The following is a 15,834-nucleotide window of genomic DNA, read 5'->3' on the forward strand; positions in this document are numbered from 1 at the left end:
AGGCGGATTCCCGGTGGGGTTCACCCCTGTCGGCGGCAGTGTTCGGCCAGCTGCCGCTGCCAGAGGCATAATAAGAGGCTGCACGCTACGCTTACCCAGGGCTGAATCAGAGTGCCCGCTGTGAGGAAGGGGTGGCAGGCTCGTCCGAACGCTCCATTTGACCTGTTGCAGACGGCTTTGGCCGTCGACTTGCCCAACGGCAATCGCCGCTATAAGGTTATTTTGTTTCTGATAGGAAATAATTTCCCGGGGCCATTGAAGGGCAGTCGTCCCCTTGGCGTATCTCTCAGCCGAGTATTGGAATGGCTGTTTCCATCCCTACTAAGACCAATGGTTAAGGCTTTTTGCTGCTATTGGTGCGTATTGCAAGATTTTCGCATGGGAGGATGGATCAATGATGGTGGGTTCCGCTATGGTGTCGTTGGTTCGTCCATTGGCTGGTAAACCATCGCTCAAACGGCCCTTCATGAGGCCTGAGGCAATGCACCTCGGTGCATAACAACAATTAACGACGGGAGAATAACCGTGGAAGCAATCACAAGCTTTTTTTCAGCTGTAGAAGGTGTGGTTTGGGGGCCGCTGATGCTGGTCCTGCTGCTTGGGGTCGGCCTTTATCTGCAGGTAGGCCTCAAGCTGGTACCGATTCGTCGACTGGGAACAGGGTTCTCGCTGCTCTGGAAGGGGCGTGAAACCGGCAAGGGTGATGAGGGCGAGGGCGAAGTCTCGCCGTTTAACGCCCTGATGACCTCGCTGTCCGCCACTATCGGTACCGGCAACATCGCTGGCGTGGCCACCGCCATCTTCCTGGGTGGGCCGGGCGCTGTCTTCTGGATGTGGATCACTGCCCTGGTTGGCATGGCCACCAAGTTTTCCGAGGCCGTGCTGGCCGTGCGTTATCGCGAGGTGGATGAAGCGGGCGATCACGTTGGCGGTCCCATGTATTACATCCGCAATGGCCTGGGCAAGAAGTGGGCCTGGCTGGGCGGTGCCTTCGCCTTCTTCGGGGCCGTGGCGGCTTTCGGGATCGGCAACACCGTGCAGTCCAACTCGGTGGCGGCGGGTCTCAACGAGTCACTGGGGCTGCCTGCCTGGATCACGGGTGTCGTGATCATGGTGCTGGCGGGTGCCGTGATTCTCGGCGGTATTCGCCGCATCGCCAAGGTGGCCGGCAAGCTGGTGCCGATCATGGCCATTGCCTATGTCTTGGCGGGGATTGTGGTACTGATCATCAATGCTGATGCCATCGGCAATGCGCTGGGCATGATCTTTGGATATGCCTTCTCGCCGGTATCGGCGGCAGGTGGCTTCGCCGGGGCGGCAGTGGCCAAGGCCATTCAGTTCGGTGTGGCCCGTGGCGTCTTCTCCAACGAAGCCGGCCTGGGTAGTGCACCGATCGCACACGCGGCGGCACAGACCAAGAATCCGGTCCGTCAGGGCCTCATTGCCATGCTGGGCACCTTCCTGGACACCATCGTGGTGTGCTCGATCACTGCGCTGGCCATCCTGACGTCTACTCAGTGGACCAGCGGTGAGACTGGGGCAGCCCTGACGTCCCTGGCCTTCGACGAATCCCTGCCGGGCATCGGTCAGTACATCGTGTCCTTCGCGCTGGCGGTGTTCGCCTTTACCACCATTCTGGGTTGGGCCTTCTACGGCGAAAAGTGCATCGAGTTCCTGTTCGGTGTGCGCGCCATCAAGCCCTACCGCGTGGTGTATATCCTGGCGATCCTGGCCGGTGCCGTGGCGCCGCTGGACTTCGTATGGCTGATGGCCAGCGTCTTCAACGCCATGATGGCCTTCCCCAACCTGATCGCCCTGGCGCTGCTGTCGCCGGTGGTCTTCAAGTTGACCAAGGATTACTTCGACGGCAAGCCGGTACTGCCTGGCGAAGAACTCAACAAATGAGGCAATGCCGCGGCCGCCTCGTCGGCCGCGGCGTCTGCTATCAGCAATGTACGGGATGAACCTAGCCGATGAACGAACTACACAAGACACCGCTTCATGACCTGCACGTGGAACTCGGTGGCAAGATGGTGCCCTTCGCGGGCTATTCGATGCCGGTGCAGTTTCCGCTAGGGGTCAAGAAGGAGCACGAGCATACCCGCGCCGCCTGTGGTCTCTTTGATGTGTCCCACATGGGGCAGGTGCTGGTAACTGGCAGCGAACCGGCCAAGGCACTGGAAACCCTGGTGCCGGCGGACCTCCTCGGCCTTCCCGAAGGCATGCAGCGTTATACGCTGTTCACCAACGGAGAAGGCGGTATTCTCGATGACCTGATGGTGGTGAATGCGGGCGATCATCTGTATCTGGTCGTCAATGCTGCCTGCAAGGAGCAGGATATTGCACACCTGCGCACCGGCCTGGGTGGCGATCATCAGGTCGAGGTGCTGGACCGTGGGCTGCTGGCCCTGCAGGGCCCCAAGGCCGCCAGCGTGATGCAGCGTCTGTGCCCGGCGGCCTGCGAGATGGTCTTCATGCAGCACGGCCGTTTCGAGATCGAGGGTATCCCGGTGTGGGTCAGCCGTGCCGGCTACACCGGCGAGGATGGCTTCGAGATATCCGTGGCTGCCGAGCAGAGTGAGGCCCTCGCCCGCCTGCTGCTGGCTGAAGACGAGGTCGAGGCCATTGGCCTGGGCGCTCGCGACTCGCTGCGTCTTGAGGCTGGGCTGTGCCTCTATGGCCACGATATCGACACCACCACCACCCCGGTGGAAGGGGGTCTGATCTGGGCCGTGAGCAAGCCGCGTCGCCGCGGTGGTGAGCGGGCCGGTGGCTTCCCCGGCGCCGACCTGGTGCTGCATCAGGTCGAGGTCAAGGACCATCAGCGCAAGCGGGTCGGTCTGCTGGGCGAGGGGCGTGCCCCGGTCCGTGAGGGCGCCGATCTCTACGACGGGGAAGACCGCAAGATTGGCGTAGTCACGTCTGGCGGCTTCGGGCCCAGCGTCGGCAAGCCCGTCGCCATGGGCTATGTCAGCATTGATCAGGCGGCGATCGATACTCAGGTCTTCGCCGATGTACGCGGCAAGCGCCTGCCGATGACCGTGACCAAGATGCCGTTCGTGACGCCAGGATACTACCGCGGCTGATCGATCCGGCATCGACGCTTATAACCAACACTAAATATACCGTTATCTTTTTTTGAACATCATGAGCCGCTTCCCTCGGGAGGCGGCTTTTTTTGAGCTCTATCCAGCCAAATCAGCGAAAAACAGGCAGGATCATACTAAAAGTGGTGTTTTCGGCATCGCTTTTCACCTGCACATCCCCGCCATGCCACAGGGCGATGGAGCGCACGATGGCAAGACCTAAACCACCGGTGTCACCGCCTTTGCTGCGCGAAGCGTCGCAGCGATAGAAGCGTTCGAAGATGCGGGACTGATCTGCAGGAAGGATCGGCTGGCCTTTATTGTGGACGCCGATCTCGACCCACTCCTTCGCTACGGTGGCGACAATCTGAATTGGCGTGCCGGACCGGCCATAGTGCAGGGCATTGGCGATCAAGTTGGCCAGAGCACGGCGCAGAAGCTCGGGGTTCACCCAAGCGATGCCCTGAGCCTGATGAAGCAGCTTCCGCCCATCATCTTCTGCCATGCCCTCGAAGTAATCGCATAGCTGTTCGACGAGTTCGCCTAAATTCACCTTCTCTCGAGCCATTGTCGTGGAGGGACTCTCCGTGCGGGCCAGGAACAACATGCTGTTGATCATCCGCGAAAGGCGTTCGTATTCCTCGATATGCGAGGCCAAGAGCTGTTGATAGTCTTCTTCCGGGCGCTCTTGTCTAAGCACCTGCTGAGTATGTCCGAGTAGGTTGCTCAAGGGCGTGCGCATTTCATGGGCGAGGTCCTCGGAGAAACGAGACAGTTGAGCGAAGCCTTCTTCCAATCGGTCCAGCATTTCATTCAACACTTGGCTCAAGACTCGCAACTCCGTGACTTCATGGTCACTATCCAGGCGCAGATGCAAATGTCGTGCGTCGATGGCTCCAGCACGCCTCGCAAGGCGGCGCACCGGGCGCAGTCCTCGACGGCTTATCCCCCACCCCAGTAGAAAGGCCAACAGGGCACCCACTCCTAGCGCCATCCATAGCTTTAGGCGATAAGCCGCGAGCATCTGGTCACGCTCGCTAAGTAACTTGCCGGCGACCAACGTTAGGTGTTTTCCACCTTGAATAACGTCGAGCCATGCCAAGCGAGCCCGCACCTCGCCAGGATAATTGCCAAGTCGTGCCTCATAAGTGTCCGGCAAACGGGGAAGGGGAAGCTTAGTGGGATTGACCTCGATGAGCACTTTTTCCTGGGCATCCAAAATCCACAGCAGACTGTCGCGATTGCCTAGCATGTTGGCATAGAGCTGAGGTCGTAAGCGCAGGGCTGCAATGCTTTCGCCATCGTCAAGCAGCGACTCCATGCGTTCCAGCCGTCCGTGCAGCATCCGATCATCCCGCCAGGCAATTTCCTTAACCAGAGATTGGTAGAGATACAAGCTGATGCCGCCTAGCAGCAATAAACTGATCAGGGCAAACATTAGTGCAAGGCGCAGCCCCAGCGACTTTGGTAAGCTCATCACTTAGGTGCCTCGAGCACATACCCCATGCCGCGCAACGTATGAATCAACTTGACGTTGTAGGGTTCATCGACCTTGGCGCGCAGGCGGCGAACCGCCACTTCCACCACGTTGGTGTCGCTGTCGAAATTCATCTGCCACACCTGAGAAGCGATATAGGTACGTGAAAGCACCTCGCTCTCGCGATCCATCAGCAAATGTAGCAGAGCGAATTCCTTGTTGGTCAGGTTCAGACGTTCCCCCTGACGCGTCACTCTGCGACGCATCACGTCCATGTGCAGATCTGCTACCTGGAAGTATTCCGTTTCTCGCGGAGGGCCCCGGCGCAGCAGAGTGCGCACCCGAGCCAATAGCTCAACAAACGAAAAGGGTTTAATCAGATAATCGTCCGCACCAAGCTCAAGCCCCTTGACCCGATACTCCACCTTGTCCCGGGCGGTGAGAAATAGGACCGGTGTTTGACTGCGGCGCCGAATATGACTCAGCAGCTGCCATCCATCGAGTCCTGGCAGCATCACGTCGAGGATGATCAGGTCGAACGCGAACTCTTCGATCAGATGCTGCCCGTCATGGCCATTTCTAGCCACTTCAACCAGATAGCCGGACTCGCCGAGCCCCTTTTGTAGATAGTCGGCGGTTTTGACCTCGTCTTCGACCACCAGGATCTGCATGCGTGTTCTCTCCCGAAATCCGCCTAGGCTAGCGGGCTTTATGAATCTTGCCCATTACAAAGCTGTAATGCTGGCGTCAGGGGTTTGATAAGCGCCTTCGCGCATAGTGATGTCCATCGTCAGCCATGACGGTAACGTCATTCATCAGGAGGTCTTTATGATGGCCAGATTTGCTCGCCTTCCCTTGCTAGGCGCCACGTTGCTCGCCGGTTCTGCGTTGGCCGGACCGATGCCGGTCTTGGACCAACAGAACGTGTCCTTGGCGTTGGCCAACCAACTGGTCGACGCAACGCTCGAAGCCTGCCATGCCGAGGATCATACCGCGGTAGTCGCCGTCGTCGATCGCGGTGGAAATCTCGTGGCGCTGAAGCGTGATGACAACATCGGGCCGCACAATACCAAGGCAGCCCAGCGTAAGGCCTATACGTCGCTGTCGACCAAATCGACGTCGCGTGAGCTCGCTGAGCATGCTCGAAACGACCCGTCATCGGCGAATTTGACCACTGTCGACGACCTACTGTTACTCGGCGGTGGTGTGCCGGTAAGACTCGGCGGTGACGTGATTGGCGCCATCGGTGTCGCTGGCGCCGGAGGGTCCGCCATCGACGAGGGCTGCGCGATGGATGGCATCACCAACACCTTGTCTGAACAGTCATAACCCAACCAAGGAGAATCTCATGAAAATGTTGGCTTCCACTCTGGCCGGTCTCACCCTGCTGGGCGCAGCTACCCTTGCTCAGGCCGCGGGTAACCCTCTTAGTGTGCACGTATTAGATATCCAGACCGGCAAGCCCTCTGGCGGCATTGAGGTGGTACTGGAGAAACGCACGGACAGCGGCTGGGAAACGCTTAGCCAGGCTGCGACCGAACAGGACTCCGGGCGTATCAGCGCACTGTTCCCACAGGATCAGGATTTTAGTGAGGGCATCTATCGGGTGACCTTCGAAACCGGTGCCTATTTCGACGCCCAGGGCACCGATACCTTCTTCCCGGACATTCCGGTGCCCTTCAAGGTCGAGAACACCGAGCAGCACTATCATATTCCGCTGTTGCTCAGCCCATATGGGTATTCTACCTACCGCGGCAGCTAAGCTAAGACACCCAGCAGGAGCTATTGACGGCGGACCTAAGCGTTCGCCGTCAACTTTTACGACTTCAAATAAATGATAGTGGTACGCCGCCATCGACATGCAGTGGGCAAGGTAATGGCAGCGTTTCGTGATGTGCGCGCATAGGAAGTGTCGATGCCAGTGATTGTCGGCAGCCAAGAGGATAGCGCCCAACGATGGAAGGACGTCCGACTATTTGACCAATATCAAGGCGACGCCAGAAATATCGGCCGTTCCGCTTTAGGATCAGCAAGGTGCTGACGGGATAGGCTATCGTTGGCCAGTTGCGACTGAACTAATCTATTCATGGATGAACGTGGATCGAACTACCTGGCCGAGGAACCTGTCATGAAGCGACTGCAAACGGCACTCATCGTTCTTGTCTGTGTCGCTGCTGGCGCCGGAGGCGGGTATTACTGGTGGCAGCAACAGCAGGGCGGTCTGGGGGAAGGCTTTGCCCGGGCCAACGGACGGCTTGAGGCGACACGCATCGATGTGGCGCTGAAATTCAGTGGCCGGATCGCTGAGGTGGTCGTCACGGAAGGACAGCGGGTAGAGGCAGGAGAGGTGATCGCGCGAATTGATGCCACCGAGCTTGAGGCGCAGATACGCGCCGCTGAGGCCGGTACCCGGCAGGCAGAGCAGGAATTGGCCCAGGCCAAGGCCCTGGCGATCCAGCGCACAAGTGAATTGGCACTTGCCGGCTCAGAGTTGGGCCGTACCCAGACGCTTGCCGGGCGTGGGTATGCCTCACAGGAGCTGCTGGATCAGCGGCGCTCGCTGCAAACCACGGCAGAGGCGGCACTCAACACCGCGCGTGCTCAAGTTTCCGCCGCCGAGGCGTCGATCGAGGCGGCCCAGGCGCATGTCGCGGCGCTTAATGCCAATCTCGCTGATCATACCCTGGTCGCGCCGCGCGCCGGTCGCGTGCAGTATCGCTTGGCAGAGCCCGGCGAGATCCTGGCAGCGGGCGGCAAGGTCGTCTCACTGCTCAACCTGGCGGATGTCTACATGGACGTCTATCTGCCCACCGACGAGGCGGGGCGCCTGCGCTATGGCAGTGAGGCGCGGCTGATTCTCGATGCTGCTCCGCAGTATGTGATTCCGGCGGCCGTCGATTTCGTGGCCTCGGAAGCGCAGTTCACCCCCAAATACGTGGAAACCAAGAGCGAGCGCGAAAAGCTGATGTTTCGCGTCAAGCTGCAGATTCCTGCCGATATCCTGAGCCGCTATCAGGAGGTCGTGAAAACCGGGGTGCCGGGCGTGGCCTATGTCCGTGTGTCACCGGAAGCCGAGTGGCCCGAGGCCCTTGCGGTGAAGCTGCCCTGATGACGGACCTCAACGATGTGGTCGCGACGCTTGACGGTGTCAGTCATCGCTATAAGTCGATCATCGCTCTCGATAACGTCTCGCTGGAGATTCCTTCTGCCCGGATGGTGGGGGTGATCGGGCCGGACGGGGTGGGCAAGTCCACCTTGCTGGGCCTGATTGCGGGAGTGCGCCGCTTGCAGGTCGGGCAGGTCACGGCCCTGGGAGGCGCGATGGATGACGCAAAACATCGCGCCGCTACTTATGCTCGCATCGCGTACATGCCCCAGGGCCTGGGACGCAATCTCTATCAGACGCTGTCGGTGCGTGAGAATATCGATTTCTTCGGTCGTCTCTATGGCCAGTCGATGACCGAGCGCTCGACGCGCATCGATGTGCTGCTGAAGAGTACCGGTCTCGAGGCCTTTGCCGACCGGCCGGCGGGCAAGCTCTCCGGTGGCATGAAGCAGAAGCTCGGCCTGTGCTGTGCGCTAATACATGATCCGGACCTGTTGATCCTCGACGAGCCAACCACCGGCGTTGATCCCCTGTCCCGCCAGCAGTTCTGGCAGTTGATCGAGCACATCCGTGAACGCCGCCCCACGATGAGCGTCATCACCGCCACCGCCTACATGTCTGAGGCAGAGCGTTTCGATCAGCTGATCGCCATGAATGCCGGGGGGGTCCTGGCGGAGGGGACACCGGAGGCCTTGAAGTCACAAACCGCTACCGAGACCCTGGAAGCGGCCTTCATCGCGCTACTGCCGGAAAAGGATCGGCAGGGCCATCAGCCCGTTTCGTTGCCGCCGCGTGTGGTTCAGGCGGGGCCGCCGGCCATCGAGGCGGAAGGGCTGACCATGCGGTTCGGTGACTTCACTGCCGTCGATCATGTCAGCTTTTGCATCGAGTCCGGGGAGATCTTCGGTTTTCTCGGCTCGAACGGCTGCGGCAAGACCACCACCATGAAGATGCTCACCGGGCTGCTGACCGCCAGCGAAGGCAGTGCCCGGTTGATGGGCAAGCCTCTGGGGACCGATGCCATGGCCACGCGGCGCCGCGTAGGCTATATGTCGCAATCATTTTCGCTTTATTCCGAACTCTCGGTGCGGCGCAACCTGGTGCTGCATGCCGATCTGTTCCATCTGCCCAAGGCACGTCGTGGGCCACGGGTCGCGGAGCTGATCGAGCGCTTCGATCTGGGCGCGGTAGCGGAGTCGACCCCGGAAAGTCTGCCGCTGGGGGTGCGCCAGCGTCTCCAACTCGCTGTCGCGGTACTGCATGCTCCCGAGCTGCTGATCCTCGATGAGCCGACCTCTGGCGTCGATCCGATCGCGCGCGACGCCTTCTGGGCGCTGCTGATCGAGCTGTCACGCAAGGACGGGGTGACGATCTTCATCTCCACCCACTTCATGAACGAAGCCGAGCGCTGCGACCGCATCTCGTTGATGCACGCGGGCAAAGTCCTGGCCCAGGGCGAGCCGGACGAACTGCGTCGTCAGCGGGACGCGGAAAGCCTCGAAGACGCCTTCATCAGCTATCTACAGGACGCCGGTGCGGAAGATGCGGCAGCACCGGTGTCGTCAGACGTCGGCACGGGCGGGAATCGACCTGAGCATCGTATGGGCTGGTTTTCTTTCTTGCGAACCTGGGCCTTCGCGAGGCGCGAGGCGATGGAGATCCTGCGCGATCCGATTCGCCTGGTGTTTGCGCTGTTCGGCCCGATCGTGCTGATGGTGGCGATGGGCTACGGCATCACCTTCGATGTCGAGAACCTGTCCTACGCGGCACTCGATCAGGATCAGTCGCGGGAAAGCCGGATGTTTCTCGAGGCCATGACGAGTTCACGCTATTTCGACGAGCAGCCAGCGCTTGCCGATTTCGACGAGCTGGATCGACGCATGAAGGCCGGGGATATCTCCCTTGCCGTGGTGATTCCGCCCGACTATGGCCGTGATCTGCTGTCGGGACGAGTCCCGCAGATCGGTGCCTGGCTCGACGGCTCGAACACCACTCGCGCGGAGACCGGGCGTGGCTATGTGCAAGGCGTGCTAACTACGCACCTCGCCGATCTCGCGCTGCGCGAGGGCCGGGACGTCGTGGATATCTACCCGGCGAGCGTCGAGCCCCGGCTGCGCTACAATCAGGCCTTTCTATCCCAGCACGCGATCCCGCCCGGTGTGCTGATGATGCTGCTGATCATGATTCCCGCCATGCTCACCGCCCTCAGCGTGGTGCGCGAGAAGGAGATGGGCTCGATCCTCAATCTCTATGCGGCTCCGGTGCACAAAATCGAGTTCCTGCTCGGCAAGCAGCTGCCGTATATCGGTGTTGCCATGGTCAGCTTCGTAAGCCTCGTAGCGCTGATGATGGCGCTGTTCGGGCTTGGCATGCCGGGTAGCCTCCCGGCGCTGGTGAGCGGTGCGCTGCTGTTTACCACTGCCGCCACTGCCTTCGGCCTGGTCGTCTCGACCTTCGTGAGTTCACAGATCGCGGCGATTTTCGCCACGGCGATCATCGTCATGATTCCGACGGTCAATTTCTCCGGGATGATGTATCCGGTGTCGACTCTTGAGGGCGGTGCGGCCCTCCTCGGCAAGGCCTTCCCGGCGCTGTATTTTCAGCAGATCAGTGCCGGCGTCTTCAACAAGGGGCTCGACCTCCGGGTGCTGTATCCCAATCACCTAGTCCTTGGTGGGTTCTGCGCGCTGTGCTGGATCGTGGCCAGCGCCTTGCTGCGCAAGCAGGAGCTCTGACATGCGCTGGATCACCAACATCTATCGGCTGGGCATCAAGGAAATCTATAGCCTCCTGCGCGATCCCGTGCTGATGGGGCTGATCCTCTATACCTTCACCTTAGCCATCTATACCGTCGCCAACGGGGTGAAGACCGAGCTCAATAATGCCTCGATCGCCATCGTGGATGAGGATCGCTCGGTCCTCTCCTCACAGCTCACCGCTGCATTTTTGCCGCCGTATTTCAAAGCGCCGGAGGTCATCGAACTGTCCGAGGTCGATCCGGGGATGGACACGGGGCGCTACACCTTCGTGCTGGATATTCCGCCACGATTCGAGGCGGACGTGCTGGCAGGGCGATATCCCGCGATCCAGCTCAATGTCGATGCCACGGCGATGGCGATCGCCGGCAATGGCAGCCACTACATCGCCAGCATCATCAACACCGAGCTTCTCAAGTACGTCAGTCGCTCAAGTGGAGACGCTGCGCTGCCGGTCGATCTGCGGGTGCGTGCGAAATTCAATCCCAATCTCGATTCGAGCTGGTTCATGGCGGTGATGCAGATCATCAACAATCTGACCATCCTGGCCATCGTACTGGGCGGGGCTGCGGTGATTCGCGAGCGTGAGCATGGCACCCTCGAGCACCTGTTGGTGATGCCGGTAACCGTCAGCGAGATCATGCTCGCCAAGATCTGGGCCAACGGCCTAGTGATCGTGATCGCGGCGATACTCTCGCTGCAGGTCGTGGTGCAGGGCCTGCTTGGCATTCCCATTAGCGGGTCGGTGACCCTCTTTGCGCTGGGCGCGGCCGTCTACCTGTTTGCCGTGACCGCCATGGGCATCACGCTTTCCACCGTGGCGACAACCATGCCGCAGTTCGGTTTGCTGTCGATTCCGGTGTTCGTGGTGATGAACCTGCTGTCCGGGGGCATTACCCCGCTGGAGAGCATGCCGCCAGCGCTGCAGAAGGCGGTGCAGGTGCTGCCTTCGACGCATTTCATTCAGTTTGCCCAGGCGGTGCTGTATCGCGGTGCGGGGATTGGCATCGTGTGGCCGCAACTGCTGGCGACGGCGGCGATCGGCATGGCCTTCCTGGCATTCGCGCAGGTGCGATTCAAGGCGACCCTGGCAGCGGTGCGCTAGATCGTTTTTTCTCGGCGCTAGCGCGGATAGACGCGACGGAAGGTCAGGCTGATCCGCATGCCGGGCAGTTTTCGTGGCAGCAGGGCATGTTGCAGCTGGCGCTGGGTGCCTGCTCCCATCACCAGCAGGCTGTCATGTGGCAACCAGACATTGAAGGCAGCCGCGCGGCGGTCCTGCCAGCGAAAGCGCAGCGGTCGTTCGGTACCGAGACTCACCGCGGCGATCAGCGGGTCCTTGCCGAGCTCCGTCTCGTCATCGCAGTGCCAGCCCATGCGATCCTCGCCATCGGCGTAGCGATTGAGTAGCACGCTGTTGAAGCTTGCGGGCTGTCCTGTGGCTTCCAGGGCCCGTTCAACGGCGAGCCTGATCTCCTCAACCGCCGGGTGCCAGGGCGTGGGAGTAAACGCCTCGCCGGAATAGCGATAGGCGGCGTCCGGATCGCCCATCCAGATCTGGCGGCGGGGAATGAAGTGTTGGCGGCCGTAAAGAGTGAGGGTTGGCCGCTGCCAGTGCAGCTGCTGATCCAGTTGCAGCAGCAGCTCGTTAGCACGCGTGAGGCCAAAAAGGCCAAGTCCCAGCGACAACGGCGGCGAGTCGAGAAGGGCCTGCCAGTGCGGCGGCCCGAGGGTTACGTCATTCATGGGCCTAGCTTGCCAGCCCCGGCAGCGTCTGTCGCGGGGTCAAGCCGCTAGCGGCAAGAGCTCAAGGCTTGCCAGGGCAAACATCACACCGATCAGTCCGCCGCCGATCACATCGCTGATGTAGTGCAGCCCCAGGCCGACTCGGGACACCGCGATCACGACGGCAAGGGGGGCTACGATCACCAGCAGCCAGGGCGTGGAGGTAGCCGTCAGCACCGTGAACATCACTGCGTGCATGGTGTGGCCGCTGGGAAAGCTGTAGCGGTCCCTGGGTGGTTCGGTGCAGGGAATGCACTCGAAGGTGATGGAAGGGCGTTCGCGACATAGACGCGTCTTCAGAAGCCGATACACCAGCAGCGCTGCGATGGCGGTGAGGCTGAACTGCAGCAGACGTTGCCAACCCAGGCTTGGGTCGAGCAAGGGTTGCGCCAGTATCAGAACGACCCAGGCGGGCCAGTCGCCGACTTTGCTGGCGATTCGCAGCGTCGCCAGCGGCAGCAGTCGTGTATTGCTGGCCAGGGCGAAGCGATGGCACAGCCGCCACTCGAGCGAGTCGAGGCGTTCAAAGACGGTAGGCGTGCGAGGCGTCATCTGAAGTCTCCTGTAATGAAAGCAGGATGCGCAGGAAGTCGTCGGCGATCCGGTCCCAGCCGTTCGATGCCACGCGCTGTCTGGCCTGGCGGCCCAACTGGCCGTAACTGGCCGGGTGCTGGCACAGCGAGACCGCATGGTCGATGAAGCCCTTTTCATCACCCACCTGTGCCGTCAGGCCTTGCTGGCCAGACGTGATCAGCTCACTGGCGGCGGCATGATCGAAGGCCACCACGCCAAGGCTGCTGGCCATGGCTTCGGCGACGACATTGCCATAGGTCTCCGAGCAGGAGGGGAAGATGAAGATGTCGGCGCTGGCGTAATGCCTGGCAAGCGATTCACGATTGATGAAACCGGTAAAAATGGCGTCGGGCAGGCGCTGTTGCAGGCTTGCTCGTAGCGGGCCATCGCCGACCATTACAGTGACCAGGTCTGGCTGAACCTCCTGCATCGCCTGCACGCTTTCCACCAGCAGGTCCAGGTTTTTCTCACTGGCCAGCCGCCCCACGTGCAGGGCGACCGGCTGATTCTCACCGACGCCCCAGGTCTGGCGCAGCTCTGGGTCGCGTTTTTCCGGTGAGAAGTGTTGGGCATCGATGCCTCGGCTCATCACCTGGACGTTGTCAAAGCCCTGGGCGCTGAGTGCCCGCACCTGTGTGGCGGTAGGCACCAGGGTCGCCCCGGTGCGGTTGTGAAAATGACGCAGCACCGCCGATACCGGCCTTTTCAGCCAGGCGAAGCCATAGTCGCCGGCGTAGTGATCGAAGTTGGTATGAAAGCCGCTGGCCACTGGCAGCCCCAGGCGCCGGGCCTGTCGCAGCGCCGACCAGCCCAGGGGGCCCTCGGTGGCGATATAGACCGCATCGGGGCGACGATCTCGCCATAACCGCGCCAGGGCTCGTCCGGCGGGAAGGCCTAGCTTGACGGCTTTATAGCCGGGAAGGTGAAACCCGCTTACCTGTAGTTCGTCCTCGATCCCTTCTGCACGGCAACCGTTGTCAGGCTTCGGGCGCACCAGCTGCAGGGTGATGTTTCGTGCATCGAGTTCGCGGCTCAGGTGACCCAGGGTATGGGCCACACCGTTGATATCCGGCGACCAGGTTTCGCTGACGAAGCAGATGCGCATAAGGCTCGTGTGTCCCGTTCATGAGTCGTGAATTCAGGATCACGGTGGCGCATGACAGGACAGGGACGAATTGGTGAAGCCTGGATGACACTCGGTGCCAAATGTTGTCGCATAAGGCGTTGGCCTGCGCTTCCCATGAGTTCTCACAGCGTTGGCGAGCGGCTTTATCCTCGCAGCCCAGGCCTAGCGAAGTACCCGGCGGGGGTCGATGGGCTTGCCACCACGACGCATGTCGAAGAGCAATTCATTGCCGCGGTCGCCAGAGCTTGTTCGGCACACTGCGTCGCCGCGGCTCACGCGCTCGCCAACGTCGACCGACAGTGACTGGCAGAGCGCATAGACACTCTGCAGGTTATCGGCGTGGTGCACGATTACCACGCGGCCCAGCTGGCGCATGCTGCCGGCGAAGCGGACTTCGCCGTCGGCAACGGCGAGTGCTTTATCGGAGCTGGCGCTGGTCAGCAGCATGGGCTGCAGGGTGCCGCGTGAGTCCTTGCCATACTCCCGTGCGACCCGGTGTTTCTCGAGCGGCCAGGGCCAGCTGCCGGCCGAGGAGGGCAGAGGGCCACTGAGTGCTGGACGACGCGTTGAGGACGATGAAGACGAGCCCGATGACCGGGAGGCGACGCTCGATGATGCGCTGCCACCATTGAGTGGCACCTTGATCAGTTGGCCGACACGTAGCGAGGAGGCGGAAGTGCCGGGGTTGCCGGCGCTCAAGCGGCTGGCGCGGGTGCCGAAGTGCCGGGCAATGGCCGTGTAGGTATCGCCAGGGCGCACCTGGTAACGGTAAGGACCGCCGTAGGGAGCCCGTTCCTGGTGGGTGGGAATCAGCAGGCGCTGGCCGATGGCCAGGGAACGGGCCTGGACGCCTGGGTTGAAACGCTGCAGGCGCTTCAGGGGCACACCGGCCTGATTGGCCAATTCGCCCAGGGTATCGCCGCGCTTTACGCTGACCCAGTTGCCGGGAGTGACCGACTGGTTCCAGCCGCCATGACTCGCACAGCCGGCCATCAGCAGGGCGATCAGAAGCAGAACGGCGAGGTTCAGACGCTGGCGTCGAGGGTACGATCCTTGTCCTGCCACAGCTCGTTGATCCATGTCTGGAAGCGTTCCTTGTAATCCGGGTCTTGATGGTAGTCGCCGCCCGGCATCCAGGCCGGGACATCGAGTCGTCGCACGTTGACCCGAATGGCTCCCTCGCGTCCGCAGAGGAAGCGCCAAAACGTCGGCTGAGGGCGTGCATAGGCGATGGCCACGTCGAGAATGCCGCTGAGCCGGTGCCCCAGCAAGCCTACCACCTGGGCGGTGCCGCCGGCCTTGGGCCGCAGAAGATGACGGTAGGGGCTTTGCTGGGCCGCCTGCTTGGCCGGTGTGAACCGGGTGCCCTCGACGAAGTTGTAGATCGCGGTCGGCATGTCCTGAGCGCGTTCGCACATCTGCTGTGTGGCCTCGCGATCACGACGGGCCAGTTTGGGGTTCTTCTCGAGTGCCTCGCGGGAGTAGCGGCGCATGAAGGGAAACTCCAGCGCCCACCAGGCGAGCCCGATGACCGGAATCCAGATCAGCTCGCGTTTGATGAAGAAGCGAGGGATCGGGATACGCCGATGCAGCGCCATCTGCAGCATGAAGATGTCGGTCCAGCTCTGGTGATTGGCCACCACCAGCCACCAGCGATCGGGGCTGAGCCCCTCAGGGGTGTCGATATGCAGGTCGGGCCTGAGCCAGTGACGCATCCACCACAGGTTGAAGCCGATCCACTGCAGGGCGATGGCGTTCAGTACCTTGAGCAGCTCGCGGCGCAGCGGACGTCCGGGTGTCACAACTTTGAGCAGGATCAGGGTGAGCAGCGGTATTGACCAGATCAAGGTGTTGATCACCAGCAGCAGCAGACTGACGAGCCCCTTTAGGGTCGACATGCGTTCTCCTTCAACGACTTGGCGCAG

14 protein-coding genes are annotated in these 15,834 nt (G+C 61.2%); 7 read left to right on the plus strand and 7 right to left on the minus strand.

What is annotated here, in order from left to right; genetic code table 11:
- Positions 1 to 525 precede the first annotated feature (525 nt).
- On the plus strand, positions 526 to 1,905 hold the full coding sequence (locus tag BCL93_RS10535; RefSeq protein WP_112055239.1) for an alanine/glycine:cation symporter family protein: 1,380 nt from the start codon (positions 526 to 528) through the stop codon (positions 1,903 to 1,905).
- Between the two features lie 68 nt (positions 1,906 to 1,973).
- Entirely contained in the window at positions 1,974 to 3,086 is a 1,113-nt protein-coding gene (gcvT, locus tag BCL93_RS10540; RefSeq protein ID WP_112055240.1) for a glycine cleavage system aminomethyltransferase GcvT, read from the plus strand.
- Between the two features lie 112 nt (positions 3,087 to 3,198).
- Here the strand turns inward: gcvT and BCL93_RS10545 are convergent, their stop codons facing one another.
- Together BCL93_RS10545 and BCL93_RS10550 are read right to left on the minus strand one after the other, a co-directional pair.
- Positions 3,199 to 4,563: a heavy metal sensor histidine kinase gene (locus tag BCL93_RS10545; protein ID WP_181463080.1), complete on the minus strand. Its 1,365-nt coding sequence runs from the start codon at positions 4,561 to 4,563 to the stop codon at positions 3,199 to 3,201.
- Entirely contained in the window at positions 4,563 to 5,234 is a 672-nt protein-coding gene (locus tag BCL93_RS10550) for a heavy metal response regulator transcription factor (protein ID WP_112055242.1), read from the minus strand. Before BCL93_RS10550 ends, BCL93_RS10545 begins: the two co-directional genes overlap by 1 nt.
- 109 nt (positions 5,235 to 5,343) lie before the next feature.
- Between BCL93_RS10550 and BCL93_RS10555 the strand changes: the two genes are divergently transcribed.
- The 5 genes from BCL93_RS10555 to BCL93_RS10575 all read left to right on the plus strand — a co-directional run bounded on the left by BCL93_RS10555 (position 5,344) and on the right by BCL93_RS10575 (position 11,530).
- On the plus strand, positions 5,344 to 5,892 hold the full coding sequence (locus BCL93_RS10555; RefSeq protein WP_258396357.1) for a GlcG/HbpS family heme-binding protein: 549 nt from the start codon (positions 5,344 to 5,346) through the stop codon (positions 5,890 to 5,892).
- 19 nt (positions 5,893 to 5,911) lie between these two features.
- Positions 5,912 to 6,325 (plus strand): hydroxyisourate hydrolase, encoded by a 414-nt coding sequence (gene uraH, locus BCL93_RS10560; RefSeq protein WP_112055244.1) that lies wholly within the window; start codon positions 5,912 to 5,914, stop codon positions 6,323 to 6,325.
- A 366-nt stretch (positions 6,326 to 6,691) separates the two neighbouring features.
- Entirely contained in the window at positions 6,692 to 7,672 is a 981-nt protein-coding gene (locus BCL93_RS10565) for an HlyD family secretion protein (protein WP_112055245.1), read from the plus strand.
- Entirely contained in the window at positions 7,672 to 10,404 is a 2,733-nt protein-coding gene (gene rbbA, locus BCL93_RS10570) for a ribosome-associated ATPase/putative transporter RbbA (RefSeq protein WP_112055246.1), read from the plus strand. The genes BCL93_RS10565 and rbbA overlap by 1 nt, the downstream gene beginning before the upstream one ends.
- A 1-nt stretch (position 10,405) precedes the next feature.
- Positions 10,406 to 11,530 carry an ABC transporter permease gene (locus BCL93_RS10575; protein ID WP_112055247.1) on the plus strand — a complete coding sequence of 375 codons (1,125 nt, stop codon included), beginning with the start codon at positions 10,406 to 10,408 and terminating at the stop codon, positions 11,528 to 11,530.
- Between the two features lie 17 nt (positions 11,531 to 11,547).
- On the opposite strand, the gene BCL93_RS10580 is transcribed toward BCL93_RS10575, so the two are convergent.
- The 5 genes from BCL93_RS10580 to BCL93_RS10600 form a co-directional block, all read right to left on the minus strand.
- Positions 11,548 to 12,171, minus strand: coding sequence for an alpha-ketoglutarate-dependent dioxygenase AlkB family protein (locus BCL93_RS10580; RefSeq protein WP_112055248.1), 624 nt, complete (start codon positions 12,169 to 12,171; stop codon positions 11,548 to 11,550).
- A gap of 39 nt (positions 12,172 to 12,210) precedes the next feature.
- Positions 12,211 to 12,762, minus strand: coding sequence for a phosphatase PAP2 family protein (locus BCL93_RS10585; protein WP_112055249.1), 552 nt, complete (start codon positions 12,760 to 12,762; stop codon positions 12,211 to 12,213).
- On the minus strand, positions 12,734 to 13,888 hold the full coding sequence (locus tag BCL93_RS10590; protein WP_112055250.1) for a glycosyltransferase family 4 protein: 1,155 nt from the start codon (positions 13,886 to 13,888) through the stop codon (positions 12,734 to 12,736). The genes BCL93_RS10585 and BCL93_RS10590 overlap by 29 nt, the downstream gene beginning before the upstream one ends.
- 183 nt (positions 13,889 to 14,071) lie before the next feature.
- On the minus strand, positions 14,072 to 14,989 hold the full coding sequence (locus BCL93_RS10595; RefSeq protein ID WP_112055251.1) for a M23 family metallopeptidase: 918 nt from the start codon (positions 14,987 to 14,989) through the stop codon (positions 14,072 to 14,074).
- A complete protein-coding gene (locus tag BCL93_RS10600) occupies positions 14,935 to 15,807 on the minus strand; it encodes an acyltransferase (RefSeq protein ID WP_112055252.1) in 873 nt (290 codons plus the stop codon). Before BCL93_RS10600 ends, BCL93_RS10595 begins: the two co-directional genes overlap by 55 nt.
- Between the last annotated feature and the right edge of the window lie 27 nt (positions 15,808 to 15,834).

The sequence above is a fragment of the Onishia taeanensis genome (assembly GCF_003268885.1).
GTDB classification, from domain to species: Bacteria; Pseudomonadota; Gammaproteobacteria; order Pseudomonadales; family Halomonadaceae; genus Onishia; species Onishia taeanensis_A.

Bases quoted from the DNA above. Each gene is read 5' to 3' on its own strand.
- gcvT (WP_112055240.1), top strand. From the start codon at position 1,974: ATGAACGAACTACACAAGACACCGCTTCATGACCTGCACGTGGAACTC.
- BCL93_RS10545 (WP_181463080.1), bottom strand. From the start codon at position 4,563: ATGAGCTTACCAAAGTCGCTGGGGCTGCGCCTTGCACTAATGTTTGCC.
- BCL93_RS10600 (WP_112055252.1), bottom strand. From the start codon at position 15,807: ATGTCGACCCTAAAGGGGCTCGTCAGTCTGCTGCTGCTGGTGATCAAC.
- BCL93_RS10565 (WP_112055245.1), top strand. From the start codon at position 6,692: ATGAAGCGACTGCAAACGGCACTCATCGTTCTTGTCTGTGTCGCTGCT.
- BCL93_RS10595 (WP_112055251.1), bottom strand. From the start codon at position 14,989: ATGGATCAACGAGCTGTGGCAGGACAAGGATCGTACCCTCGACGCCAG.
- BCL93_RS10580 (WP_112055248.1), bottom strand. From the start codon at position 12,171: ATGAATGACGTAACCCTCGGGCCGCCGCACTGGCAGGCCCTTCTCGAC.
- rbbA (WP_112055246.1), top strand. From the start codon at position 7,672: ATGACGGACCTCAACGATGTGGTCGCGACGCTTGACGGTGTCAGTCAT.
- BCL93_RS10575 (WP_112055247.1), top strand. From the start codon at position 10,406: ATGCGCTGGATCACCAACATCTATCGGCTGGGCATCAAGGAAATCTAT.
- BCL93_RS10585 (WP_112055249.1), bottom strand. From the start codon at position 12,762: ATGACGCCTCGCACGCCTACCGTCTTTGAACGCCTCGACTCGCTCGAG.
- BCL93_RS10550 (WP_112055242.1), bottom strand. From the start codon at position 5,234: ATGCAGATCCTGGTGGTCGAAGACGAGGTCAAAACCGCCGACTATCTA.
- BCL93_RS10555 (WP_258396357.1), top strand. From the start codon at position 5,344: ATGTCCATCGTCAGCCATGACGGTAACGTCATTCATCAGGAGGTCTTT.
- BCL93_RS10590 (WP_112055250.1), bottom strand. From the start codon at position 13,888: ATGCGCATCTGCTTCGTCAGCGAAACCTGGTCGCCGGATATCAACGGT.
- uraH (WP_112055244.1), top strand. From the start codon at position 5,912: ATGAAAATGTTGGCTTCCACTCTGGCCGGTCTCACCCTGCTGGGCGCA.